Consider the following 23,856-nt stretch of genomic DNA (forward strand, 5'->3'; position numbering starts at 1 on the left):
CTAAATTTAGAAAAATTACAACGAACGCATGAGTTCTTTTAAGCGTACAACAAACATTGTTGGTTGGCTGGTGTTCGCGGTAGCGACAGTAGTCTATTATCTCTCTGCCGAACGCACGGGTAGCTTGTGGGACTGCGGCGAGTTCATTCTGGGTGCCCATAAACTCCAAGTTGTGCACCCCCCTGGCGCACCTTTGTTTCTGCTGGTTGGCCGGATGTTTGCCTGGGCAGGTAGCATTTTCTCCAGCAACCCTGAAAATATTGCATTTGCAGTCAACCTGATGTCGGGTATTTGTACAGCATTTGCGGCTATGTTTGTGGCTTGGGTGGCCATTATTCTGGGTAAACTTGCTCTGGTTGGCCGCGATGGTGAACCCGGTTCTGGGGATCAGATTGCGCTGGCTGCTGCTGGCCTGGTTGCAGGCTTGGGCACTGCATTTTGTACTTCCATCTGGTTTTCAGCAGTGGAAGGCGAAGTGTATGCGATGTCTACTTTTTTCACTGCACTTACCCTTTGGGCTACGGTGAAATGGTATGCGTTGCCAGATGACCACCAAAACGACCGTTGGTTGATTTTTGCTGTATACATGGCCGGTTTATCCATTGGGGTCCACTTGTTGAGTATCCTGACTTTCCCGGCCCTGGCGATGTTCTTTTATTTCAAACGTTCCAAAAACGTCACTTTCCTGGGAACCGGCATTGCCGCTTTTGTAGGCGTGGTGATTGTGGGTTTAGTGCAAATGTTCATCATCACGGGGTTACCCCGTTTGTGGGCCAATTTTGAATTGTTGTTCGTCAATACCTTTGGTTTGCCCTTTCATTCGGGGATCATTCCGACGGTACTGATCATTTTGGCGGCCATTTATTTTGGGCTCCGTTACGCACACAAAAATCAGGAATCTACTGTTCAAAATGTAGTGGTGGCCTTCGCGCTGATGGTTTTGGCCATGTCGACTTATGGCATGGTGGTGACCCGCGCCAATTCCAACCCACCGATCAATATGAATGCGCCCAAGGATGCTTTAAGCCTGCTGCCTTACCTCAACCGTGAGCAGTATGGTGATCGCCCCTTGTTGCGTGGACCACACTTTGCAGCACAACCAACTGACGTTACCACTGAAAAGCGCTATGGCCGGGTGGGTGATCGCTACGAACACGTTTCGGACAAAGTAGACTATGTCTACAATGACGCCGATAAAATGTTCTTCCCACGTATGGCGGATCCCTCCCAAGGACGTCCTTCTTTGTACATGCAGTGGATGGGCATGGATCCGAATCAGCAATTGCCCGAAGGTTGGAAACCAACCCAGGGTCAGAACTTTGGCTTTTTCTGGAATTACCAGATCAAGTGGATGTACTGGCGTTATTTCATGTGGAACTTTGCCGGTCGCCAAAATGGAGAACAAGGTCTTTACCCATGGGATAAATCGGCGGGCCACTGGCTTTCAGGCATCGCTCCACTTGACAATGCTCGTTTGGGCAACCAGGCTCTACTGCCAGAAGTACAAAAAAACAATGCTGCCAGAAACAAATACTACCTGCTTCCATTCATCTTTGGCTTACTGGGGGTAGTTTATCATTTTGGCAAACGCCGCAATGATTTTTTAGGCTTGCTGGCGCTCTTTGTCATCACAGGTTTAGGTATCATCGTTTACTCCAATCAGCCACCCAACGAACCACGCGAGCGGGATTACGTTTTGGCGGGTTCCTTCTTCGTCTATTGCATTTGGATGGGGATGGCGGTGCTGGCCATTTACGAACTTTTACGCGATCGGGTCAAATTGAGTGGTCCGGTAGGTGCTGGTTTGGCTGGTGCACTGGTGATCATTGCGCCAATCCTGATGGGTACCCAAAACTTTGACGATCATAGCCGCAACGGGCACTACGCCTCGCGTGATTATGCGTCCAACTTCCTGAATTCGGTAGAGAAAAACGCCGTGATTTTCACTTATGGCGACAACGATACCTACCCTCTGTGGTACGCCCAGGAGGTAGAAGGCATTCGTCGGGATGTACGGGTGGTCAACCTCAGTTTGATTGCCGTTGATTGGTACATCGACCTGCTGCGCCGTAAAATCAATGATTCTCCGGCCCTGAAACTCACCCTGAGTAGTTCTGCTTATCAGGGTGACCGCCGCAACCAAATGTTCTTCGTAGAACAAGGCAGCCAGGGCGAAATGAGCGCTCAGGATTTCATGCGCTTTGTTGGAGAGGATCACCCTCAGCAATTGAGCAACGGTGGCTCTACCGAGTCATACCTGCCTACCCGCAGTGTATATTTGCCTGTACCTAAAGCCAAGGTCATTCAAATGGGGTTGGCCAAAGCAGGAGATAGTACTTTGGTGGATCGGATTCCTTTAAAAATGCCTGCTCAGCAGTACATGACCAAAGATGACATCGCTGTTTTGGACGTGATTACTTCCAACCTCTGGGATCGCCCAATCTACTTCGCAGTGACTACTCAAGCCAGCAAGTTTTTTGGTCTGGACGACTACATGGAACTGGAAGGTTTGGCCTTGCGCATCGTGCCAACCCGTACCACCAGCGATCCGAATTACGGCTTGATCGGCAGCGGCAAGGTAGATGCTGATAGGGTGTACGAAAACGTGATGAAAAAATGGCGTTGGGGTAACTTTGATAAGGAGCCAACTTTTGTAGACAATAGCTATGCGCCAAGTTTGCAAAGCATGCAATTGGTCATGCGCCGGGCCGCCGGAGCGTTTTTGGCTGAAGGTAAGAATGACAAAGCGATCGCACTGACCGATCAGTATTTCAAGTCATTCCCCCATTTCAACTTCCCTTACGATTACCGCACCAACTACATGCTGGAAATTTATGTAAGGGCTGGTGCCTACAAAAAAGCCAAGCCGCACATGGAAATTTTGGCGAAAGAAACCCTTGAGCAATTGAGGTTCATCAACTCGCAGGATCCCGATGTGATTACATCCAGTTATGATTTGCAAAAACGCCTGGCCGAGCAAACGATTGAAACATTGTTGCGCGATGCCAAGGAAAACAAGGATCAGAAATTTGTGGATGATTTGACCAAGAAATTCGCACCATTCAAGGCTGCACCTACAGAGAACTCGCTGTTCCAGCAGCCGCAGGGGCAGTAATAGTATTGATATGAATTATTGAAAATGGAAGCCCCTGAGGAATGTCATTTCTCAGGGGCTTCTTGTTTTTGAAAATGCTTACCCTTCCCTCAACTTCACAAAATACATATCAATCGTATCCTTATCCCGATCAGTAAACTGGCCGTGGTGTTCCCCCTGGAACTCGCCATTCAACAAGTGGTAAGAAGTTTCCGACACATTGACTTTTCCAGCAGCCCCTTCCGACTCCATTCGAGAGGCGATATTGACCGTGTCCCCCCAAATGTCATAGGCGAATTTTTTGGTACCTACCACCCCCGCTACGACCGGCCCGGTATGGATGCCAATCCTTGCTTCAAAGGCAGGCAGGTTTTGCTCCCGGCGCTTGATTGCCGTTTCATTTAAAAACTGCTGAATGTCCAGCGCTGCCCTGACCACCCGGCTCACACTTTCCTCCGGACTGCTGTCTATTCCTTCATCCATACACATGTAAGCATCCCCAATGGTTTTGATTTTTTCCAAACCGTATCGATCAATGATGGCATCAAAAGCCCGAAAACAATGGTCAATTTCTTCTACCAGTTCTTCTGGTTCCATTTGTTCAGCAATACTGGAAAAGCCTTTAAAATCGGTAAACATGACCGTCACATTGTCGTACCGACGGGCGCTGGCCTTGCCTTTTGTTTTGAGCTCTTCGGCAGTTTCGGGAGGTAAAATATTGAGGAGTAGTTGATCCGATTTGAGTTTTTCATCCTCCAATTCGCTGGTGCGCATTCTGACCAATCGTTCCAGTGCTTTTTCCCGTTTGCGAATGGTGTAGATTCGGTAGCGCACAAAGGCGTAAAGCCCACCAAAAAACAGCACTATGCAGGTGATGATAAAAGTCCAGGACTTGTAAAAAGCCTGCTCAATGATCATTTCAATTTCCATTTCGCTGGCCTTGTTCAAGCTGCCAGCCGTGATTGCTTTGACCTTAAACACATATTTTCCAGCAGGAATGTTACTGTACATCACCATGTGTTCATTGTCGAAAGGAGTCCAGTTGCGCTCATAGTTTTCCAGCATGTAGGCAAAGCGGTTTTGGTTGGGTTCGCGGTAATTGGCCACCGCAAAGCTCAGGGTAAAATAACGGTCGCGGCTCCGCAAAAAGACCGAGCGTTGTTTGTTGATTCCGGCTGTACGGGTAAAAATGGTATCCCGTTCTCCACTGTAATGGGTGAATTTGGTAAAAAGCATAGGGGCCTCATAGGCTTTACTTTCCTTACGCCAAAACTGCGGCCCTGGAAAAAAGGCATTGACTCCATCCAGACCACCAAAATAAAGGCGGCCATTTCCGGTCCGTAAGGCCGCAATTCTGTTGAATTCGTTGTTGGACAAACCATCTTGCTCCATAAAAGACAAAAACTGCTCCCGGTTGATGCTCAAGCGGTTCAAGCCTAGGTAAGTGCTAATCCAGAGACAAGAATCTCCTTCTGGTAAAATGGCAGTTACAATGTCGTTGGACAAACCCGCGCGGCGATTGTAATTGGTGCTCTGGGCAGTTTTAAAATTGATTTTTTGCAAGCCCTGGTCTGTTCCGATCCACAATATCCCCCGGCGGTCTTCGTAGATGCAATTGATCCGACGAGGATATACTTCCACCGGGCTGCCTTTGCCTGTATAAAAATGTTTGCGCTTTCCGGTTTTGAGGTTCAGTTGATACAAGCCCTGATCCATCGTTCCAACCCATAAAACATCCGGATTGCGCCCCGGCTGCAAAAAACTGATTTCGCCCAGCCGCTCAGACCAGGCTCCCTGTTTACCTCGGTATGTTTGAAGTTTTTGTTTTTTAGGGTCATATTGGTAAAGTTTGGCACCATATCCAAACCAAATGGCCCCTCGGCCTCCAATGGCAACCACGCCTCCAATTTCCCGATCGGCATCAGGGAAAAGTTTGTTTTGTTGCAGGGTTTTAGGATTAATTTTCCAACCATTGCCCGTATAAAGATTCCCCTGGTGGTACACCAAACCAAAGGGCAAATTCGAAAAATTGCGGTAGGGGAAAAGTGGGCGCAAAGCATTGGAACGTGGATCCAATACGTGGATGGAGTTGTAGTAGGACAAATAAACCCTTCCCTCTTCATCCTCGGCCATTCCCCGAATGCTGCACTGCAAATCCCGACAATCTTCATTACCGCCACTCAAATATTGGGTAAATAATTTTTCAGATTCAACAATTTTGATCACGCCATAATCACTGGCCACCCAGATAACTCCAGATTGGTCCCGAAAAACCTGACGGTAATTGGGCATGGATTTGAGCAAAAAGCGCACCCGCTCGTCGTAGTTTTCGAGCAAATTGCTTTGGGTAACGAAATGCCAGAGCTTCCCTTGCCCAGCCAGCCAAATGTTGCCGAGGGGGTCGATAAGCATAGAGTTGTACAAACCTCCTGCAGGAATGTATTGATTGATGGCATGCAATTCGAGGGCAGCCTGGGGGTTGCTCAAGGTATACACCTTACCTGTAGCAGTCAAAATCCACAGGCGCCCACCTGTAGCATGCAGGTGTACTGCCCGGTTGCTCTCGGTAGCTGGGCCAGGCAGGGTGATGACTTTTTCTTTATTGCCTGTTTGGGGCGATAGCAGCCATAATTCATTGTTTTGTGCCCCAACAAAAATATAACCGTTGAACTGGATAATGGGGCGGCGGGGAGATTTGCCTTTCAGGTCTGCTACCTTGTGAAATTTGCCGTATTCATCCAGTCGTTGCAGGGAAACCTGGTCGGTTTTATCCTCCAATGCAGCCATCCACAATGCACCCTGAGTATCGTGAAAGAGGTTGTGAGGCGTAAGTGAATTATTGCTGCTGGAGTTTTGCGTATTTTCGGCTTGTTGGCTCAGGTGATGAGTCTGAATTTGGTGAAACTCGGTGTAAAAGGCGCTTACATGGTTTTGCCCAGCCAGCCAAAGTTCGTTGCTCCGACCTATGGTCATGTCCGATATCGCATCTAGCGGCAAAGAGCGTTTGCTATCCTTGCGACTGTTGTAGCGCTCAAATTCGTAGCCGTCAAAACGGTTCAGACCGTCCATGGTAGCCACCCAAATGAACCCACTGTTGTCCTGCGCAATTTTAAATACATCGCGGTGGCTGAGGCCGTCTTCGAGGTTGTATACTTTGAATTGGTATTGGGCCGATTGGGCGATGAGAGAAGCCGATGCTCCACCGCAACAAATCATCCATCCCCACCATACAAGTCGCATACAATTTTTCATCATCAAATTAACTCAATAGCTGCCAAACTAAGGATTTTTTCTAGTAACGAAGTTTTGGGCATAAGCTTTTTATCAATATGTCTAAAAAGGGCAAAAAAAGTTTACATCAAGGAGAATAAATTAAACAAGATGATGAGGGCGAGAAAAAATGAGTGTTCATTTTTGCCACACTACTAAAGTTCTATCCTTTCTTTTTTCCCAAAAATATCCTACTTTGGTCGGAGGAAGCGCAATAATATGGAAACCACTCAATCTCCGCCACAAAACCTGACTTCGGCTGCCGAAAAATACGTCAAGCAGTATTTTCGCGACCACATCGAAGAAAAATACTTCTACCATAACTTTCAACATACCTGTGATGTGATTGATGCGGCACGGCGTTTGGGGAGCGGGTATGCATTATCGATTAATGATACTGAAGTACTGATTATTGCAGCCTGGTTTCATGATACCGGTTACGATCAGGGAGCTGCTGGTCACGAAGCAAGGGGACAAATCAATGCCCGGCGTTTTTTGGAAAAACATGGCTATCCAGAGCAAAACATTCAAAGGGTAGAACACCTGATTGAAGCTACCCAGATTAAGTTTCAGCCGCGCAACCTATTGGAAGAAATCATCCGGGATTCGGATTACAGCCATCTGGGTTCGGAATTGTATTGGGATCGCTGCAGCCGGGTGCGACAGGAACTGCTCATGACCAGGCAGAGTTTCATGAATGAAGAAGAATGGGTCCAAAATGAACTGGATTTCATCACCAGTCACCACTACCATACTGAGCTAGCGCGCCAATACTTCGACAACGGCAAGTTCAAAAACATCAAACAACTCAAAAAATACCAGCAGCGCATTGTGCCTTCCGATGAAAGTGAAGAAGAGCGCAAATGGAAAAAGCAAAAGAAAAAAACCCAAAAAGAATTAAAAGAACTCAACCTGGGGCGCGGTGTTGAAACCATGTACCGCAACACCTACCGCACCCATCTGAATCTGAGTGCCATTGCCGACAACAAGGCCAACATCATGCTCAGTATCAATGCCATCATCATTTCGATTGTCATTTCCAGTTTGATTCCCAGTTTCAATAGCCACCCGGAATTGATCATCCCCACCTTTTTATTGCTGGCGGTTTGTTTGGGTGCTTTAATTTTTGCCATCTTATCTACCCGGCCAAAAATTACTAAGGGGGAGTTTACCCGCGAGGATATTGCCAAAAAACAAACCAACCTGCTTTTTTTTGGCAATTTTTACAACATGAAACTGGAAGATTTTGACTGGGGTATGAAAGAAATGATCCAGGACCGCGATTTTTTATACAGCTCTATGACCCGCGACATTTATTTTTTAGGCAAGGTACTCGCCCAGAAATACCGTTTTTTGCGCATTTGTTACAGCATCTTTATGTTTGGTTTGATCGCAGTGGTTATTGCTTTTGGCTTCGCACTATGGATCAAGTCTTAGTCTTTATCAAGTATGAAAGGGAAAATTCAGTTTCTGGTCATTCTGTATAGTCTAGGTTGGCATTTTTTACTCTCTGGACAAGTCAATACTCCACTTTTGATCATTCCTGACCGGGTTTTTGATGGCCAAAACCTACACGATTCCTGGGCTGTTTTGATTGAAAAAGACAAAATCAGTGCAGCAGGGCCAATTGCTTCAATCAAGATTCCTGCCAATGTTCGACGTTTGGAATTACCGGGTACTACCCTTTTACCGGGGCTCATCGAAGGCCATTCCCATCTCTTGCTGCATCCCTACAACGAAACTTCCTGGAACGATCAGGTTTTGGTTGAATCGGAAGCTGAGCGGGTTGTACGCGCAACTGTGCATGCACGCAAAACCTTGGAAGCAGGTTTCACCACCGTACGCGACCTGGGCTCTGAAGGGGCTGGGTATGCGGATGTCGGGTTAAAACAGTCCATTGAAAAAGGCATTATCCCCGGCCCCCGGATGTTGGTAGCGGGACCAGCCATTGTCGCTACGGGGAGTTATGGCCCCAAAGGATTTGCACCCCATGTGGATATACCACTGGGTGCCGAGGAAGCAGATGGGCACGACAACCTGATCAAGGTAGTGCGCGAGCAAATGGGCAAAGGTGCCGATGTAGTCAAGGTCTACGCCGATTACCGTTGGGGCGTACGCGGGGAGGCACGCGCTACTTTTTCGCTTGAAGAATTGCAATTGATGGTCAAAACCGCGGCTAGTAGCGGTCGTGGAGTTGTCGCCCACGCGGGTACCGAGGAAGGTATGCGCCGCGCCGCCTTGGCCGGAGTGGTAAGCATCGAACACGGCGACGCCGGTACACCCGAAGTTTTTAAACTAATGGCCGAAAAAGGCGTTGCATTATGCCCTACCTTAGCGGCGGGAGATGCCATTTTGCAATATCGGGGCTGGCGCAAAGGCGTCGACGCCGAGCCAGAGCGCATTGTGCAAAAACGCAAAAGCTTCAAACAAGCGCTGGATGCCGGAGTGACCATCCTCGCTGGTGGTGACGTGGGCGTATTCACCCACGGCGACAATGCCCGCGAGCTGGAAATGATGGTAGACTATGGCATGAAACCTTTGGAGGTCCTAAAATCGGCCACTTCCATCAATGCCAAAGTGTTTGGTTTGTCGGCTGAGTTGGGGGCTATCCGCCCAGGTTTATTGGCTGACTTGTTGATTGTAGAAGGACGTCCCGACCAAAACATCAGCGATTTGCGCAAAATCCAACTGGTGATAAAAGGAGGAGTAATCGTCGTTGAAAAATAAACACAAATGAAAAATAGCAACTTGTGGATCAAGCGCTTGTTGTACACTGCGGCTATCCTGGCTTCTGTTTCCATGGCGGTGCGTATGGCCGGAGCTAATCCACATTTTCCAGCCTCGTCTAAAGAGGCTTTTTTGCTGGTCAATCTTTCCTGGGGTTTTGGCCTCAGCATTGTCATTGTATATGTGTTGAGCACTTTTGCCCTCAAACGGCCGCTGGCGGCAATTGCGCTGTTGGGCTGCTTGATGATGTTGGTGTTGGGGGGATTTTTGTATTGGGTGGGGTGATATCACTCCATCTCTTTATCAAAATACGCCTTCACGACCTTCGCCTTGGCCATGCCCAACACCTCAATCAATTCCGATGCCAGGGCCTCCCGTACCTTTTTTACCGAGCCAAAATGCGTCAGCAGCTTTTGCGCCGTTTTTTCCCCGATGCCCGGGATGTTGTTCAATTCCGTATCGATGAAATTTTTGGAGCGCTGATCGCGGTGAAAAGTGATGGCAAAACGGTGCGCTTCGTTGCGGGCCTGTTGGATCAGTTTGAGGGATTCCGATTTTTTATTGATGTACAGCGGTACAGAATCTCCAGGGAAAAAGATCTCTTCGAGCCGTTTGGCAATGCCCACAATGGTCATTCTTCCGGCCAGTCCCAATTCATTGATGCTTTCCATGGCCGCGCCTAGTTGGCCCTTACCTCCGTCGATGATGACCAATTGGGGCAAAGACTGGTTTTCATCCAAAAGCCTGCGGTATCTACGGTATACGACCTCTTTCATGGTGTCAAAATCATTGGGACCCACAACGGTTTTGACCTTAAAGTGGCGGTAATCCTGCTTGGAAGGTTTGGCATTTTTGAACACCACGCAGGAAGAAACCGGGTTCGTCCCCTGAATGTTCGAGTTGTCAAAACACTCGATGTGCATGGGCAAGTCGTTCATTTGCAGGTCGGCCTTCAGGGTGCGCAGGATGCGCTCGGCGGGCGTTTGGCGTTTGGTTTTGCTGGCTTCATCGCGCTTTTTCTGGGCGCGGTAGTATTGCACGTTTTTGAGGGAAAGCTCCAGGAGTTTGCGTTTTTCACCAATTTTGGGCACCGTTACCAACAGGTTTTTATCGGTAACAGGGACCTCAAAGGGTAAGACCAGTTCGGGCGCTAGGCTGTTGAAACGCTCACGGATGAGGGGGATGGCGTAGGCCAACAAATCTGCTTCTTCTTCCTCCATGTTTACGACCAATTCCTGCATATGGGTATGAATGATTACGCCATTGACTACCCGCAGGTAATTAACATAAGCCTCTTTTTCGTCGCTGGCAATCGAAAATACATCCACATCCCGGATGCTGGAACTCACCACGGTACTCTTGGCCTGATAATCCTCAAAAGCGGTCAATTTCTCCTTGATGGCTTGCGCTTTTTCAAACTCCATTTGCTCCGCGTATTGGTGCATCAAACCTTTGAAGTGTTGAATCACCGCGCCAAAATTCCCTTTGAGGATGTTTTTGATTTGTTCAATTTTGGCATTGTAGCCAGCCTCATCTTCGTAGTTTTCGCAAGGGCCCTGGCAGTTTTTGATGTGGTATTCCAGGCATACCTTGAACTTGCCCGCGGCAATGTTTTCAGGGGCTAAATTGAGTTGGCAGGTGCGCAGGGGGAAGAGTTGCCGCAGCAAATCCCAAATGATCTGCACCCGGCCTTTGGAGGTGTAAGGCCCGAAATAAGTGGAGCCATCCCGAATGACCCGGCGGGTGAAAAACACTCTGGGAAAATGTTCTTTCTTGATACAAATATAGGTGTAGGACTTGTCGTCCTTGAGCATCACGTTGTAGCGCGGCTGGTGCTCTTTGATCAGTGCGCTTTCGAGCAGCAGGGCATCGGTTTCGGTTTCAACAATGGTGAATTCAATGCGGACGGCGTTTTTGACCATCAGGCGGGTGCGAAAGAGCCGATCCTTGCGTTCACCAAAATAGCTCGAAAGGCGATTTTTGAGGTTTTTGGCCTTGCCAACGTACAAAATGGTGTCCTCATCGTTGATAAAGCGATAAACCCCGGGATCTTTGGGGACGGTATCCGAGATTTTTTTGAAGTCTTCAGTCGTCATTATTGCAATACAATTTGCCGGGCGCTGCTCCGGTTTTGTGCATCTAGCGTTCTTACAACATAAGCACCCCTGGGCAGGTTCCCACAGTTGACCTGTAAAGTAGTGGCATCAAATTGCACTCCGCTCATCCTTTGACCCATCAGGTTGTACAGCTCCAAATGGGTGATGCGCAGGCCTTTGCTGACTTGCAGGCGGAAGCTTTGCTGAGCCGGATTGGGAATGATGTCGATTTGATAATCATCCATTTTGGGGTCATCAATGCCTACTGTAAAATTACAGGCCTGGATGTTGCTGGCAACTTTGGCCCGCACACTGGCCAGTTTGGTGTAAACATTGGTGCCCGGGCATTCGGTTGCACAACCGTCGCGGTGTCCGCAAACGTGGTTGAGATCCAGCGCACTCCGGGCATGAATGGATTTAGTCAAAGGGTCAATACTCGAGTTGCAACTTTTCCAGGCCAAAAGATTGGCCAAGGTATTCAACATTGCGTCAGTTGGCTGCACTTCCTGAAAGTTACCGAGTAGGCACACCCCCATGGTACCCGTGTTGGTGCTGCAAAAATGGGCGCCAATGACATTGTTGCCACCACTGCGACCTTCATACAATACCCCATTGGGATCGATGAGGTAATTGTACGCCACATCGCAATACAGGCGAGTATTGACATGAAAATCCCAGATGCCCAGAACCACCTGTGCCCAGTTGCTGGAGGTATTCACCCCCGCAGAATGATGTACAACCAGGTGGGTAACGGTGGCATAACCCGGCGACGAGCAAGGCCGTGGAGCACCCCAGGTGTCGCGCCCGACTAGTTGAGGCAGGGGGCAAGGACAAGAGCGTAATTCGGGCAGTGCGGGCCCCTGCTGGCCTGGGTTGGAGTTCAACGACGCAGAACCTGTATTGGGGGGCAATACCGGGTTGAACAAGTTGATTTGGATGCCCTCGGGCAGGGATCCGGTGTGGATAACAATGATTTGGATAATGCGCACTTTGGCATCCACCTGGCGCATTTCTGTAGTTTCTACGGTAGATTCCTCTTCTCCATGGCGGTCTAAGGGGAGTTTTTTCCATTCACTCCACTTGTTGCGTTTTTTTTCGCGGTATTCAAAGCTCAGATCATCTGCGTTTTCCAAGCCTTTGGGCCAATTGATGGCCAGGGTAAAAAAATTTTCGACCTTATCCGCAAATTTGATCTTGATGGGTTTAATAAAAGTAGCCATCGATACCTCATTTCGGGTAAAGCCCCCAGGCTCTTCAGCAGGTTGACTACTTTGAACCTCTGCTCTAGTAATCGTGATTTTTTTGCGGTTGGGGCTGGTTTCTTGTGCGGTGCTTAAAAATGGCACTGCACAAGCCAGGAGAAGGGAAAGGAGAACTATTTTTTTCATGGTTAGGCTTGTTTAATAACCTTCAAAGTTAAAACTCCCGCAAGTATTCTTTCAATTTATTCAACTGGCGTTTGTCGCCCAAAACGATAAAGCTGGTATTGGGCAAAAGGGTAGCATCGGCAGAAGGATTGATGTGGTAATACCCCGTAGCATCCCGAAAGCCAATGACATTCGCCCCGGTACTAGGGCGAATTTTCAACTCACTCAGGGTAAGTCCCCGACATTTAGCTGGAGCACTTTCGTAAGCCAGTTCTTCAAATCCGATATCTGAACTGTGTTCATTGGTGATGAAAGAGAAGAATTCTACTGCTCCTGGTTTGGATACCAAAGTAGCCATGTAAAAGCCCCCAATTTGTTCGGGCATCACCACGTGGTTGGCCCCCGCCAGCATCAGTTTTTTTTGTGACTTGGGGTCTTTGGCCCGGCTAATGATGTCTAGCTGAGGATTGAGCTGTCGGGCAGTCAGTACGATGAATACGTTATCGGAATCCTCGGGTAAAGCAGCAATCAAGGAACGGGCTCTGGTTATTCCGGCTGCGACCAGGGCCTCATCATGCGTAGCATCGTCTTCGACGTATAAAATATTTTGTGAAAATCCCTGAATGGCTGAAATCCGCTCCGGGTTGATGTCGATGATCACAAAGGGAACTTTTTGCTGCAAAAAATGCTGGGTAATCTCCTTGCCGTATTTGCCAAAACCACAAACAATCACATGGTTCGACAATTTTTCAATGGAATTTTTGACTTGATTCAAATGCATGGTTTTAAAAATTTCACCTTGAATGACATAGTAGGAAATAACCGATAAGATGTAGGCAAATACCCCAATGTTGAATAAGATGTATACGGAAACGAAAATTTTTCCGGTATCATCCAGTTTTTTTACCTCGGTAAAGCCAACCGTAGAGATGGTTATAACTGTTTGGTAAAAGGCATCAATGAATTCAAACTGCTCCAGCCACATGAACCCGGTGATCCCAATCAGTAAGTCGATGAAAAAAATGGCAATGGCCAGATTGAAATCGAGAATAGTACCCGGAATAGGATTCAGTTTCCAGGAAATCCATCTTTGGTTGTTGACTGCACGGTTCAAAAACGCCATGGGTTCGTTTGGGTTAATACTCCAGTAATGTAAAAAAATGGCAGAACATTAGTGTTAAAAAATTCTGGATTATTTTGTAGTCTTGAACAAACTCTAATCATTCATTCACACCTGAGTAATACGACATCAATGAAGCATTTGTTTTACCTGTGTTTTTTCATGGCCTTCCTGTCACTGGCAGCATCGGCCCAGACCCCAACCATGGATTTTGAAAAATACGATCCACCTTCATCCCTGGTTGTACCGGAGCACAAAATCACCCGTTCCAAATTCCCATTCCTGGATGTGCACAGTCACCATTGGAACATGGCTACCCAGGACCTGACCATTTTGGCCCGCGAAATGGATTCGCTCAACATGGGCATTTGTATGAACCTGAGCGGGCGGGGAGGTGCAGCCCTGAAGGCGATCGTGGACAACGTCAAGAAGTACAACCTGGAACACCGGATTGCGGTTTTTACCAACCTGAGCTTCAGAGGTATTGACGAACCCGATTGGACCAGCAATGCCGTCAAACAAATTGAATTTGACGTTAAAAATGGCGCGAAAGGATTGAAAATTTTTAAAAGCCTGGGGCTTTCAGAAAAAGACAGCAAAGGCAATTACATCCACATCGACGATCCCCGGATCGATCCCGTTTGGGCCAAATGTGGTGAATTGGGCATTCCCGTTCTCATCCACACTGCTGACCCCAAACAATTCTGGGAGCCGCTGGATGAAAAGAACGAGCGTTGGCTGGAGCTTAAACTCAATCCTGGTCGCAAACGTGGCGACGACAATCCTGCCCCTTTTGATACCCTCATCAAGCAGCAGCACCACATTTTTAAGAAGCACCCCAAAACCACCTTCATCAACGCCCACTTCGGTTGGTACGCCAACGACCTGACCAAATTGGGGCAATTGCTCGACATGTATCCCAATATGTACGTGGAGTGTGGCGCGATCATCGCAGAATTGGGTCGCCAGCCCCGGGCTTCGGCGGCGTTTTTTGAAAAATACCAAAATCGGATTTTATTTGGAAAAGATGCTTATCACCCTGAAGAGTATCCTACTTATTTCCGGGTGTTGGAAACTGCCGACGAGTATTTTCCCTACCACAAGCGTTACCACGCTTTTTGGCGGATGTACGGCATGGCACTGCCAGATAAAATTTTGAAGAAAGTGTATTATGAAAATGCACTGCGGATTATTCCGGGTTTGTCAAGAAAGGCATTTGAGAAGTAAGCTTGGACTTAGTGAAAGTCGAAAATCTAGAATTTGTGCACCAATCTAAAACCCCACCCCGAAGGTTTGAAACCTTCGGGGTGTTCGAGCAACGCAGCACTACCTGACCGACCCGAAAGTCTAAAACTTTCGGGTCAGGGTTTTAGGCTGTGTATGCTTTATATAAAAATTTGATAAACAAAGATTTAAAACCTATTATTCCAACTTAAATTTCACAGGCAGACTCATCTGTACTTTTACTTGCCGCCCTCGGTTTGCGCCAGGCAACCACAGCGGCATTCCACGCACTACCCGCAAGGCTTCTTCCCCGCAGCCCCCACCAATGTCTTTAACGATAAAGGCGTTGGAAATTTCGCCTTTTTCATTCACCACAAATTGAATCACCACAATACCCTCAATTCCGTTTTCTTTAGCAATATCTGGATAACGGACCTGTTCAGCGAGGTACTTATGGAGATTGCCCCGGAATGCAGGCATTTGCTCCACCACTACAAAAGGTTTGGTTTCCTTTGGTTCTCGGGGCTCTTCTTCTACCAATACAGGTGGAGGGGCCAATTCTGGCGTTTCATCCGGCATGTAATCTGGTGCATTTGGGTCTCCCTCGACGGTCACCGTTCCCGGGTTCTTATTTTCCATGTCTTTTTGGGTCGGAGGTTCGTACTCTTCGATAACCTCCTCATCAATAGCCACCTTGGGCACCACAAAAGCAATCGTTGGCCGAGCTGGCGGTGGCGGCGGTGCAACGGGTGGCGGCGGCGGAGTTTCCTCTTTTGCTGGCGGTGGTGGTGGTGTCATATCAGGTACCTTGTACTCCAGCATCAATTCTATTTTTTCTTGTAATGCCTGCGCCAACAAAGATCCACCATAAAGCAATCCAATAAAGCCGATCGACAATATGCCTCCCCACATCATATTGCGTGAGTATTGTTGGCGGAGGGAATATGCGCCATACTCCTGGTTGCGGTAGCGAAACACTTCGCGCAACCAGGATAGTTGAAACAGAGGACTGGTACCAGGAAGCGTGGCCATTACGCCTTGAGCGGGCACGTTTCTCCCTTCCTGAGTCCCTTGCATTGGGTCAGTTGCATTCATGCGATTCATCATTTTTTTGATTTTTACAAAATCCTCTCAGGATTGCTTCGGGGCGCCGCCGAAGCAATTACCTGAGTGGCTAATTGGCTTTGTTGTGGAAAAAGATGATGTAATAAAAACTACTTGGTAGATGCAATGGAAGGGAAAAATGGTGGGCGGGAGGGGAAAAAAGTGATAAGTGATAAGTGATAAGTGATAAAATGTACTAGACGGTGAAATCCAAATGGTGTACCCGCTTTTCACTATTCGCTTTTCGCTTTCCGCTCCCCGTAGTGCACCAGCTTGGACCAGCGCATGGCAGGTCGCTCAATGAGTTGGTAAAAACCATAGGCTAGTAAAAGGGTGAAGCAAAAAAGGAAAAATACAAAGACCAAACGTGGCCCGTCCCCATCCATGTAGCGGGCGGCCAGAGGGATCAGCTTTTTGCCCAGCGGCAAATGGATCAAGTACAAGGAATAAGAAATCATTCCCAACCAACGCAAACCTGGCACCTTCAAGTTTGGCCAAAAAGCAATCAGCAGCCAGGGGAAAAACCCAGCTAGCACGTACTGCAAGTTGAAATTATAGTAGACGAACGAAAAAATAAAGGCAGAAAGAAGGTAAAATTCCCAAGTTTTCAGCTGGCCATCAAAACGCCGAAACAAGGCAAAACCCAGAAAGAAGAACATGCTGTAATCGAAAAAAAAGGCAGGTTGATAAATGAATACGGTAAGGGTTAGAAATGCACCTGCTGTAAGCCAAAAGTACAAACTGCGCTTGTGGAAGAGCACAGGGTACAAAAGTCCAACCAAAATGTAGTATTGAAACTCGACGCCCAAGGTCCAATACACCCCATTGAGCCACTCGTAATGGGGAAAAAAGGGGATCAGGTAGCCAAAATGTAAAAAAATCCGGGTCCAGGATACGCTGAAGGGAGGAATCAACCACAAAGTAGCCAGGGCATTCAAACCCAGTACAAACAAAATACTCAACCAAAAAGGAGGGTCAATCCGGGCCCAACGTTTTAGCATAAACAGTGGAAAATCGCGCCAGCGGTAGCGGCTCCGCGCCATGGAATACGGAATAATAAAGCCCGAAATGACAAAGAAAATTTCCACACCTAACCAACCTTTGCCAGTAATGGCCTTGATCCAGTTGGCCTCGGAAATGAAGTTGTTGTTGCCATTGGTAAAATGGTACAAACAAACCACCGCAGAAGCGAGCCCGCGCAACAATTCAATGCTGGCAATGTTGGCGTTTTGGCGCAGGGGTTCTTGGTCGGTAATGGCGCTTTGAGGCATTATTTCAATTCCAGCGAAAAACGAATCTTTAGTTCAGGTTCATCATCGCCACGGGTGCGTACTTCAGACAACTTTTCTACGATGTCCATACCTTTCGTTACTTCTCCAAATACAGTGTATTTTCCATCCAGGTTGGGAGCACCACCGATGGTTTCAAAAATTTTGAGCTGCTCGGGCTTGTATTTTTCGGCCAATTCTTCCAGGTCTTCATTCAAAAAACGCCGCCCCCGTACAATGTAAAACTCGGTTGCAGAGGAGTTATTATTGGGATTACCTTCGTCGAAATGCGCCATGGCCAGGGCGCCGTATTTGTGCAGGCGTTCGGGGCTGATTTCGTTGGGCACCATGTATTGGTAGTTGCCTTCTGTTTCGCTCCCGCCTTGTACCATAAAACTACTGATGATGCGGTAAAAATGGCCTCTTTTGTAATGCCCTGCCTTGATCAAACGTACAAAATTGGCCCGGTGCAAGGGAGTTTCGCTAAAAAAGCGAAGGTGGATATCCCCCTGGTTGGTATGGATGACTGCCTCGGTTTCGGGATTGGCTTTACCGTAATCACTCAATACCTTAGCAACCTGATCCTGGGGAATTTCCAGGTTTTCGTTTTTGCAGGACCAAAAACAGCAAGTGATGCATGCAATGACAATAAGAACTCTCATGAACGCTACCAAATTTAATTACAAAGGTAAGTAAAGCAACTCTACCCTGTGATGATTTATTATCTTTGAGCTTCAATTTTCCATTATGCAGCTATACGATCAAATTCAGGAAGCACTTTCTTATTTGCGTTCAAAAACAGATTTTGAACCCGATTTTGGCATCATCCTCGGTACTGGCCTCAGCGATCTGGCCCAGGAAATCGACCGGGTGGCTGTTTTTCCTTACAAAGATATTCCCCATTTCCCCATCTCCACAGTGGAAAGCCACAAGGGTGAACTGGTCTTTGGTTATCTGGCTGGTCGTAAAGTAGTCGCCATGGCTGGTCGCTTTCATTACTATGAAGGTTATAGCATGCAACAAATCACTTTTCCGGTACGCGTGATGAAGTTTCTGGGTATTCAACGCCTCTTCATCAGCAATGCCGCAGGAAGTGTCAATCAACACATTTACGCCGGAGATTTGGTGTTTTTGAAAGACCACATCAATCTGCAAGCAGATAACCCTTTGCGTGGCCACAACGATGAGCGCCTGGGGCCACGTTTTCCCGATATGTTACACGCCTACGATCGTGCTTTGAATACGCGTGCACTTGAAATTGCCCGCACTCAAGGGGTTGCGGCACACGAAGGGGTGTATTTGGGCTTGCAGGGGCCTAACCTGGAAACGCCCGCTGAATACAATTTTGCACACATCATGGGGGCCGATGTGGTCGGGATGTCTACGGTGCCAGAGGTATTGGTGGCTCGCCACATGAGTTTGCCCATTTTTGTGGCCAGCGTGGCAACGAATCGTTGTTACCCCATTGAGGATATCCGGGAGACAAGTCTGGAGGATGTCGTAAATGTGGCAAAAGGGGCGGAGAAAAAATTGTCGGGGATTATTAAGGTGTTGTTGACGGAGTTGTAAACTTTAAGGTCTTGCACTCCGCTTGTGCACCCGCAAAGTCCGCAGCACCCCTTTTTGATCGTTGACCAGGGCCGCCAGATAAATCCCATCCGGCAAACCAGCTACCCGGTAACGCGCACCTTCCTGAGCATTAAATTCACGCATTTTACGGCCAATCACATTGTACAAAACCACCCGATCCACATTGTCGATGCGGTTGATTTGAAAATAATCGGTGCTAGGGTTAGGGAACAACTGTACGTTTTCCAGCCGAATATCCCGGGTACTGGTCGTTACGCTACGGATGTTGGCTTCAAAGTTTAAAGTGGCAATTACTGTATCTGGTTTGGAGGCAAAAGACAAAACCACTGGAATTTTCCCCGTACCCGCCGTGCCATAAGGCAGGAAATACATGATCAAATCGGCCTTTTTACCGGGAGGAATCACAAAAGGTTCATTCAGCCTCAATTTGGGATCGAGGTTGGAAGAAACAATTTCATCGTAACAATTATTGTTGTCGCATACGCGGGTTCCCCACTTGCTTGGGCCGGTTAATGCCATTCTGCGCCAGATGATTTTGGCTGTATCCTTGGAAGTATTGGTAATCGTGATGGGCACCTGCACGTCCAGGAAGGGGTCGGTCAGGTCAACAGCAGCATCTTTTTTGGCTGAATTGGTCGAAAAGGTCAAACCACTCGATTGGGCAAAACAGCCCAGGCTACCAACAAAAAAGCAAATTAAAAGTAAATTGTATTTCATGGGTTACGGTTTGTTACTGTCTGGATTAAATTATTTACTGCAAAAATACAAGTAAAGCTATCAAAGGTCAAGACTTAACCCCAGGTTTAGGAGTAACTTAACACATGACTTGTCCCCGATAGGACAATTACATCGTATATTGGTGTGTGTTTGATACGGGGGATCGTGACAATAACGTACTTCGTAATCAAATTTTATTGTCAGATCAAATTTTAACCTAATTCCTATGCACATCGCCATCATCGGCAACGGCATCAGTGGCATTACCGCAGCGCGCACCTTGCGGCAGCTCAGCGCAGATTGCCAGATCACCGTTATCTCTGCCGAGTCTGACTATTTTTTCTCCCGCACGGCCCTGATGTACGTATACATGGGACACTTGCGCTGGAAGGACATTCAGCCTTACGAGGATTGGTTTTGGGAAAAAAACAGGATTCAGCTTAAAAAAGCCAGGATTCAGTCCATCGATACCCAGGCAAAAACCTTACACAGCGACAGTGGCGAACCAATCAGCTACGATAAATTGATCATTGCTTCAGGCTCCCAACCCAATAAATTTGGCTGGCCAGGGCAAGATTTATCAGGTGTACATGGCTTGTACAGCAAGCAGGATTTGGAGGCCATGGAAAAAGGGAGCGTCGGCTTACAAAGTGCGGTGATTGTAGGTGGCGGGCTGATCGGCATTGAAATGGCTGAAATGTTCCACTCCCGGCACATTCCGGTGGTCTTTCTGGTGCGGGAGCCCAGTTTTTGGAATGTGACCCTGCCCGCTGAAGAATCAGACATGATCAACCGACATATCCGGGAGCAGGGCATCGACCTGCGTTTGAACACGGAATTAAAAGAAATCATCGGCGATGGTACGGGCAAAGTTGGCGCAGTTATCACGAGTACAGGTGAACGCATCTCCTGCGGCTATGTAGGCCTTACCGCTGGCGTCAGCCCCAATATCGGTTTTTTACAAGGTAGCGGCATTGCGACCCAACGGGGAATTCTGGTAGATGCCTACTTACAAACCAACGCCCCCGATGTGTACGCCATTGGCGATTGCGCAGAATTGCAGCAGCCCAATCCCGGCCGTCGCGCCATCGAGCCTGTATGGTATACCGGAAGGATGATGGGAGAAAATGTGGCGCACAATATTTTGGGCAAAAAAATCACCTATCAGCCTGGCATCTGGTTCAATTCCGCCAAGTTTTTCGACATCGAATACCAGATTTATGGCCAGGTTCCAGCGCAGTTAAAGGCTGGCGAGGCGAGTTTGTATTGGGAACACCCGGATGGCAAAAAGAGCATCCGCATTGTGTATGATCAAACGACTAGTGCCGTGTTGGGCTTCAACCTAATGGGCATTCGTTACCGCCATGAGGTGTGTGAGCGCTGGATTCAGGGTAAAACGCCGCTGGAAAACGTCTTGCAAAACCTGTCATTGGCCAACTTCGATCCCGAGTTTTTTCCCGAATACGAAGCAGCCTTATTGGAAAAATACAGCACTGAAACCGGAAGAAAAATACAGCGCCGTGCCAAACGCAGCCTTCGTTCTGTCCTCCAATTTCTTAAATCAAGCCAAGCATAAACCATGGAACCAAATTTGTCGATCATCAATCAAAGCGCCCATTACGGGCTGAACCTGGGGCAAAAACTGGGCTCTGTCCTGGCTGGATTGGGCATGTTGCTGCTGAGCCTTAATCTGTTTGGGGTGCAGTTCCCTTCTTCATTTGGTTTTTTGATCTTGTCTCTGGTGCTGGCGAGCGGTGGGATTTTAACTTATGCCTGGTACACCTATAATGGGCATAGCGCTGGCATCAAAAACAACGGGGTCTGGTTCAATTCCTTGTCCAACCGGGGTTTTTGGGGCATGCTCAGCGCGGTGCTCATCACTGGGTTTTACGTGTTCCTTTACTTTATGCCGCAATACCTGGGACAAGGTCAAAACGGAGCGGCGAATAGCGGGCTAATCGCTTTTTTTGACCCCCTGAGCCAATTCCTGAAAAAACAACCCGCCAGCCAATGGTTTGTTTACGGCGTATTGTACACCCTGAGTATCCTGGCGATGGGCCTCAAATTCATCTGGAAATACCGCCACAACCGTTACCAGGTTTTGCGGACCTGCTCGGTGATGTTTTTCCAAACGGGCATTGCATTTTTGCTCCCGGAATTCATGCAGCGCCTCAACCAGCCCTACTATGACTTCAAAAACATGTGGCCCTTGGACTATGATTTTTTTGAAAAAGGGCAAATGGATTATTTGCTCAATTCGGGTGGAGTGGGCCTGTTCATGATCGTTTTTGGCGTAGCCATGATCTTCATCATATCCCCCGTGCTGACCTATTTTTATGGCAAACGTTGGTATTGCTCTTGGGTTTGTGGCTGTGGGGGGCTGGCCGAAACGGTGGGTGACCCATTCCGGCAACTGAGCGATAAGTCACTGCGCGCCTGGAAAATTGAACGCTGGTTGATCTACAGCGTTTTGGTTTTTGTGGTGATCATGACCGTGGCGGTTTTGTACGCCATTTTTCACCAAAACCCAGCGGGATATTATGTGACGCGGGATTTGTTTTTGGTGCTGGTGTTGGCCATTTTTGCAGGGCTGGGGCTAATCTTGTGGCTGCGCCCAAAGTATCTGCAACAAATTCCTCGTTCGGTCAAAATCACCGCCAGTAGCATTTTTGCCTTAATTATTGCGTTGACCACCCTGGCGTATTTCACCAATAACCCGAACGTGTTTTTTATTCCTGCCGATTGGCTCAAGGCCTGGTATGGTTTTTTCATCGGTGCGATTTTTTCCGGGGTGATCGGTGTAGGTTTTTACCCATTGATGGGCAGCAGGGTTTGGTGCCGTTTTGGCTGCCCGATGGCGGCTATTTTGGGCTTGCAGCAAAAGTTTTTCAGCCGTTTCCGCATCACCACCAATGGCGGGCAATGCATCTCTTGTGGCAATTGCTCCACCTACTGCGAAATGGGCATTGATGTGCGGGCTTACGCGCAAAAGGGGCAGGACATCGTGCGGGCTTCCTGTGTGGGCTGCGGCATTTGTGCAGCGGTATGCCCCCGGGGAGTGCTGAGGCTGGAGAATAGCGCGATTGATGTGCATACCAGAGCGGAAGCAGTGCGGGTGATCAGGTTAGATCTGGAAAAAGGGGCAACACTTTAAAGGGGCACCAAAGCCAAGGTAAGTATATAGGTTCTTCAACGCAGCAACTGCATCAAACCTGCAGACTGATGCGTTGGAGTATCCTCATCCAGGTCTTTAAAGCGGTAACGAACGCGGTAGGCATAGATGCCATTGGGTGCATTTTGCCCCCGTAACTGTCCATCCCAGGACTCACTGATTTCTTGGCTTCGAAAAACCATACCTCCCCAGCGGTCAAAAACAATGACTTCATAGTCCAGCAATTCACAAGGCGAAACTGGCCCCCAGGTGTCGTTGTGTTGGTCCTGATTGGGTGAAAAAATATTGGGAATATAAAGGTTACAGTTGCAAAGCATAGGTTTTTCCAGCAATTCAATGCTGTCGCGCAGGGTGCAGCCACCCGATTTGGTTTCGACCCAGTACAACCCGGGGTCTTGTACCACAATTTTGGTGGTAGTCTCGCCAGTACTCCATTGGTAAGTGTCAAATTTTGGGGAGGCATCCAGCGTCCTGCTTTCCAACTCGCAATAGGTGCTATCTCTGCCCAATTGAACACTTGGGCAGACCAATGAAAAATCATCCACAAAAACCCAGGCTTCTCCGGCACATTCTACAATCACTGTGAGATAAGCCGCCCGGATGGGGGGCTTAAACTGTAACTGGCGGCGGGTCCAATCGTTGCTGAGCTCAAATACGGTGTGCAACAACTCGCCATGTGAATTGGGACTACTGGCTACCCCGATGGACAAACGCGCCGGACCATTCACCAATCGACCAAGCTTGAAGTGGAATTGCAGGGTGTAGGTTTGGCCGGGTTCCAGTGGCTCTGACAATTGTAAGCCGATGGCGTCGGTAATCCCCGCAATCGCTGTCAAGGCCACGAAGGTATTTCCTCGGTAGGCTGGCCCATAGTTGCAACTTGCATTGAGAATGTCCAGTTCATTTTTTTCACCAAACCCTACCACATTGGCCATCTGAGCCGTAAATGCCGAATTGCTGAGGTTGTACCCGCAGGTGTTGCCTACACCTTCAAAACTGCCGTTGAGGATGCGTTGGGCCATGCCGTAGTGGGGCAACGCCAGGGCAATGGCAAGGAGGAGGAGGGCCAATCGCTTCATGGTGTGGTGCTTGTGATCTTGGGAGGAA

Annotated in this window: 17 protein-coding genes; 8 read left to right on the top strand and 9 right to left on the bottom strand. The window is 48.2% G+C overall.

Annotated elements, in window-relative coordinates:
• Positions 1-28 precede the first annotated feature (28 nt).
• Positions 29-3,115 carry a DUF2723 domain-containing protein gene (locus tag SFV55_RS06205; protein WP_320028608.1) on the top strand — a complete coding sequence of 1,029 codons (3,087 nt, stop codon included), beginning with the start codon at positions 29-31 and terminating at the stop codon, positions 3,113-3,115.
• 78 nt (positions 3,116-3,193) lie between these two features.
• Here the strand turns inward: SFV55_RS06205 and SFV55_RS06210 are convergent, their stop codons facing one another.
• Positions 3,194-6,334 carry an adenylate/guanylate cyclase domain-containing protein gene (locus SFV55_RS06210; RefSeq protein ID WP_320028609.1) on the bottom strand — a complete coding sequence of 1,047 codons (3,141 nt, stop codon included), beginning with the start codon at positions 6,332-6,334 and terminating at the stop codon, positions 3,194-3,196.
• A gap of 249 nt (positions 6,335-6,583) precedes the next feature.
• Here SFV55_RS06210 and SFV55_RS06215 point away from each other — a divergent pair, with 249 nt between their 5' ends.
• From SFV55_RS06215 to SFV55_RS06225, 3 genes are read left to right on the top strand one after another with little or no spacing between them, the layout of a single operon-like run.
• Positions 6,584-7,801: a Pycsar system effector family protein gene (locus SFV55_RS06215; protein ID WP_320028610.1), complete on the top strand. Its 1,218-nt coding sequence runs from the start codon at positions 6,584-6,586 to the stop codon at positions 7,799-7,801.
• A gap of 12 nt (positions 7,802-7,813) precedes the next feature.
• Positions 7,814-9,091: a metal-dependent hydrolase family protein gene (locus SFV55_RS06220; RefSeq protein WP_320028611.1), complete on the top strand. Its 1,278-nt coding sequence runs from the start codon at positions 7,814-7,816 to the stop codon at positions 9,089-9,091.
• Between the two features lie 6 nt (positions 9,092-9,097).
• Complete coding sequence (locus SFV55_RS06225; RefSeq protein ID WP_320028612.1) at positions 9,098-9,376, top strand: hypothetical protein; 279 nt, start codon at positions 9,098-9,100, stop codon at positions 9,374-9,376.
• 2 nt (positions 9,377-9,378) lie between these two features.
• Here SFV55_RS06225 and uvrC read toward each other — a convergent pair whose 3' ends face one another.
• Genes uvrC through SFV55_RS06240 form a run of 3 tightly spaced genes read right to left on the bottom strand, consistent with a single transcriptional unit; the run spans position 9,379 to position 13,677 of the window.
• On the bottom strand, positions 9,379-11,187 hold the full coding sequence (gene uvrC, locus SFV55_RS06230; RefSeq protein ID WP_320028613.1) for an excinuclease ABC subunit UvrC: 1,809 nt from the start codon (positions 11,185-11,187) through the stop codon (positions 9,379-9,381).
• Entirely contained in the window at positions 11,187-12,575 is a 1,389-nt protein-coding gene (locus SFV55_RS06235; RefSeq protein WP_320028614.1) for an N-acetylmuramoyl-L-alanine amidase, read from the bottom strand. The genes uvrC and SFV55_RS06235 overlap by 1 nt, the downstream gene beginning before the upstream one ends.
• Before the next feature lie 28 nt (positions 12,576-12,603).
• On the bottom strand, positions 12,604-13,677 hold the full coding sequence (locus SFV55_RS06240; RefSeq protein WP_320028615.1) for a potassium channel family protein: 1,074 nt from the start codon (positions 13,675-13,677) through the stop codon (positions 12,604-12,606).
• A gap of 129 nt (positions 13,678-13,806) precedes the next feature.
• On the opposite strand from SFV55_RS06240, the gene SFV55_RS06245 reads away from it, so the two are divergent.
• Complete coding sequence (locus SFV55_RS06245) at positions 13,807-14,901, top strand: amidohydrolase family protein (protein WP_320028616.1); 1,095 nt, start codon at positions 13,807-13,809, stop codon at positions 14,899-14,901.
• Between the two features lie 195 nt (positions 14,902-15,096).
• On the opposite strand, the gene SFV55_RS06250 is transcribed toward SFV55_RS06245, so the two are convergent.
• The 3 genes from SFV55_RS06250 to SFV55_RS06260 form a co-directional block, all read right to left on the bottom strand.
• Positions 15,097-16,005, bottom strand: a complete 909-nt coding sequence (locus tag SFV55_RS06250; protein ID WP_320028617.1) for a TonB family protein — start codon at positions 16,003-16,005, stop codon at positions 15,097-15,099.
• Positions 16,006-16,235: 230 nt separating this feature from the next.
• The gene (locus tag SFV55_RS06255; protein ID WP_320028618.1) at positions 16,236-17,273 is read right to left on the bottom strand and encodes an acyltransferase; all 1,038 of its coding nucleotides are present in this window, start codon (positions 17,271-17,273) and stop codon (positions 16,236-16,238) included.
• Entirely contained in the window at positions 17,273-17,932 is a 660-nt protein-coding gene (locus tag SFV55_RS06260) for a peptidylprolyl isomerase (RefSeq protein WP_320028619.1), read from the bottom strand. Before SFV55_RS06260 ends, SFV55_RS06255 begins: the two co-directional genes overlap by 1 nt.
• 85 nt (positions 17,933-18,017) lie before the next feature.
• Between SFV55_RS06260 and SFV55_RS06265 the strand changes: the two genes are divergently transcribed.
• Positions 18,018-18,839 (top strand): purine-nucleoside phosphorylase, encoded by an 822-nt coding sequence (locus tag SFV55_RS06265; RefSeq protein WP_320028620.1) that lies wholly within the window; start codon positions 18,018-18,020, stop codon positions 18,837-18,839.
• A gap of 3 nt (positions 18,840-18,842) precedes the next feature.
• Here SFV55_RS06265 and SFV55_RS06270 read toward each other — a convergent pair whose 3' ends face one another.
• Positions 18,843-19,577, bottom strand: a complete 735-nt coding sequence (locus tag SFV55_RS06270) for a T9SS type A sorting domain-containing protein (protein ID WP_320028621.1) — start codon at positions 19,575-19,577, stop codon at positions 18,843-18,845.
• Positions 19,578-19,803: 226 nt separating this feature from the next.
• On the opposite strand from SFV55_RS06270, the gene SFV55_RS06275 reads away from it, so the two are divergent.
• Positions 19,804-21,153, top strand: coding sequence for an NAD(P)/FAD-dependent oxidoreductase (locus SFV55_RS06275; RefSeq protein WP_320028622.1), 1,350 nt, complete (start codon positions 19,804-19,806; stop codon positions 21,151-21,153).
• Positions 21,154-21,156: 3 nt separating this feature from the next.
• Positions 21,157-22,731, top strand: a complete 1,575-nt coding sequence (locus SFV55_RS06280; RefSeq protein ID WP_320028623.1) for a 4Fe-4S dicluster domain-containing protein — start codon at positions 21,157-21,159, stop codon at positions 22,729-22,731.
• A 35-nt stretch (positions 22,732-22,766) separates the two neighbouring features.
• Here the strand turns inward: SFV55_RS06280 and SFV55_RS06285 are convergent, their stop codons facing one another.
• Positions 22,767-23,828 carry a gliding motility-associated C-terminal domain-containing protein gene (locus SFV55_RS06285; RefSeq protein ID WP_320028624.1) on the bottom strand — a complete coding sequence of 354 codons (1,062 nt, stop codon included), beginning with the start codon at positions 23,826-23,828 and terminating at the stop codon, positions 22,767-22,769.
• Positions 23,829-23,856 lie beyond the last annotated feature (28 nt).

This window comes from Haliscomenobacter sp. (assembly GCF_033763495.1).
Taxonomy (GTDB): Bacteria; Bacteroidota; Bacteroidia; order Chitinophagales; family Saprospiraceae; genus Haliscomenobacter.

What these genes read in the sequence shown, in the direction of transcription:
- SFV55_RS06250 (WP_320028617.1), bottom strand. Translation starts at nt 16,005, where the DNA reads ATGATGAATCGCATGAATGCAACTGACCCAATGCAAGGGACTCAGGAA.
- SFV55_RS06270 (WP_320028621.1), bottom strand. Translation starts at nt 19,577, where the DNA reads ATGAAATACAATTTACTTTTAATTTGCTTTTTTGTTGGTAGCCTGGGC.
- uvrC (WP_320028613.1), bottom strand. Translation starts at nt 11,187, where the DNA reads ATGACGACTGAAGACTTCAAAAAAATCTCGGATACCGTCCCCAAAGAT.
- SFV55_RS06260 (WP_320028619.1), bottom strand. Translation starts at nt 17,932, where the DNA reads ATGAGAGTTCTTATTGTCATTGCATGCATCACTTGCTGTTTTTGGTCC.
- SFV55_RS06235 (WP_320028614.1), bottom strand. Translation starts at nt 12,575, where the DNA reads ATGAAAAAAATAGTTCTCCTTTCCCTTCTCCTGGCTTGTGCAGTGCCA.
- SFV55_RS06265 (WP_320028620.1), top strand. Translation starts at nt 18,018, where the DNA reads ATGCAGCTATACGATCAAATTCAGGAAGCACTTTCTTATTTGCGTTCA.
- SFV55_RS06275 (WP_320028622.1), top strand. Translation starts at nt 19,804, where the DNA reads ATGCACATCGCCATCATCGGCAACGGCATCAGTGGCATTACCGCAGCG.
- SFV55_RS06285 (WP_320028624.1), bottom strand. Translation starts at nt 23,828, where the DNA reads ATGAAGCGATTGGCCCTCCTCCTCCTTGCCATTGCCCTGGCGTTGCCC.
- SFV55_RS06205 (WP_320028608.1), top strand. Translation starts at nt 29, where the DNA reads ATGAGTTCTTTTAAGCGTACAACAAACATTGTTGGTTGGCTGGTGTTC.
- SFV55_RS06220 (WP_320028611.1), top strand. Translation starts at nt 7,814, where the DNA reads ATGAAAGGGAAAATTCAGTTTCTGGTCATTCTGTATAGTCTAGGTTGG.
- SFV55_RS06210 (WP_320028609.1), bottom strand. Translation starts at nt 6,334, where the DNA reads ATGCGACTTGTATGGTGGGGATGGATGATTTGTTGCGGTGGAGCATCG.
- SFV55_RS06280 (WP_320028623.1), top strand. Translation starts at nt 21,157, where the DNA reads ATGGAACCAAATTTGTCGATCATCAATCAAAGCGCCCATTACGGGCTG.
- SFV55_RS06240 (WP_320028615.1), bottom strand. Translation starts at nt 13,677, where the DNA reads ATGGCGTTTTTGAACCGTGCAGTCAACAACCAAAGATGGATTTCCTGG.
- SFV55_RS06215 (WP_320028610.1), top strand. Translation starts at nt 6,584, where the DNA reads ATGGAAACCACTCAATCTCCGCCACAAAACCTGACTTCGGCTGCCGAA.
- SFV55_RS06255 (WP_320028618.1), bottom strand. Translation starts at nt 17,273, where the DNA reads ATGCCTCAAAGCGCCATTACCGACCAAGAACCCCTGCGCCAAAACGCC.
- SFV55_RS06225 (WP_320028612.1), top strand. Translation starts at nt 9,098, where the DNA reads ATGAAAAATAGCAACTTGTGGATCAAGCGCTTGTTGTACACTGCGGCT.
- SFV55_RS06245 (WP_320028616.1), top strand. Translation starts at nt 13,807, where the DNA reads ATGAAGCATTTGTTTTACCTGTGTTTTTTCATGGCCTTCCTGTCACTG.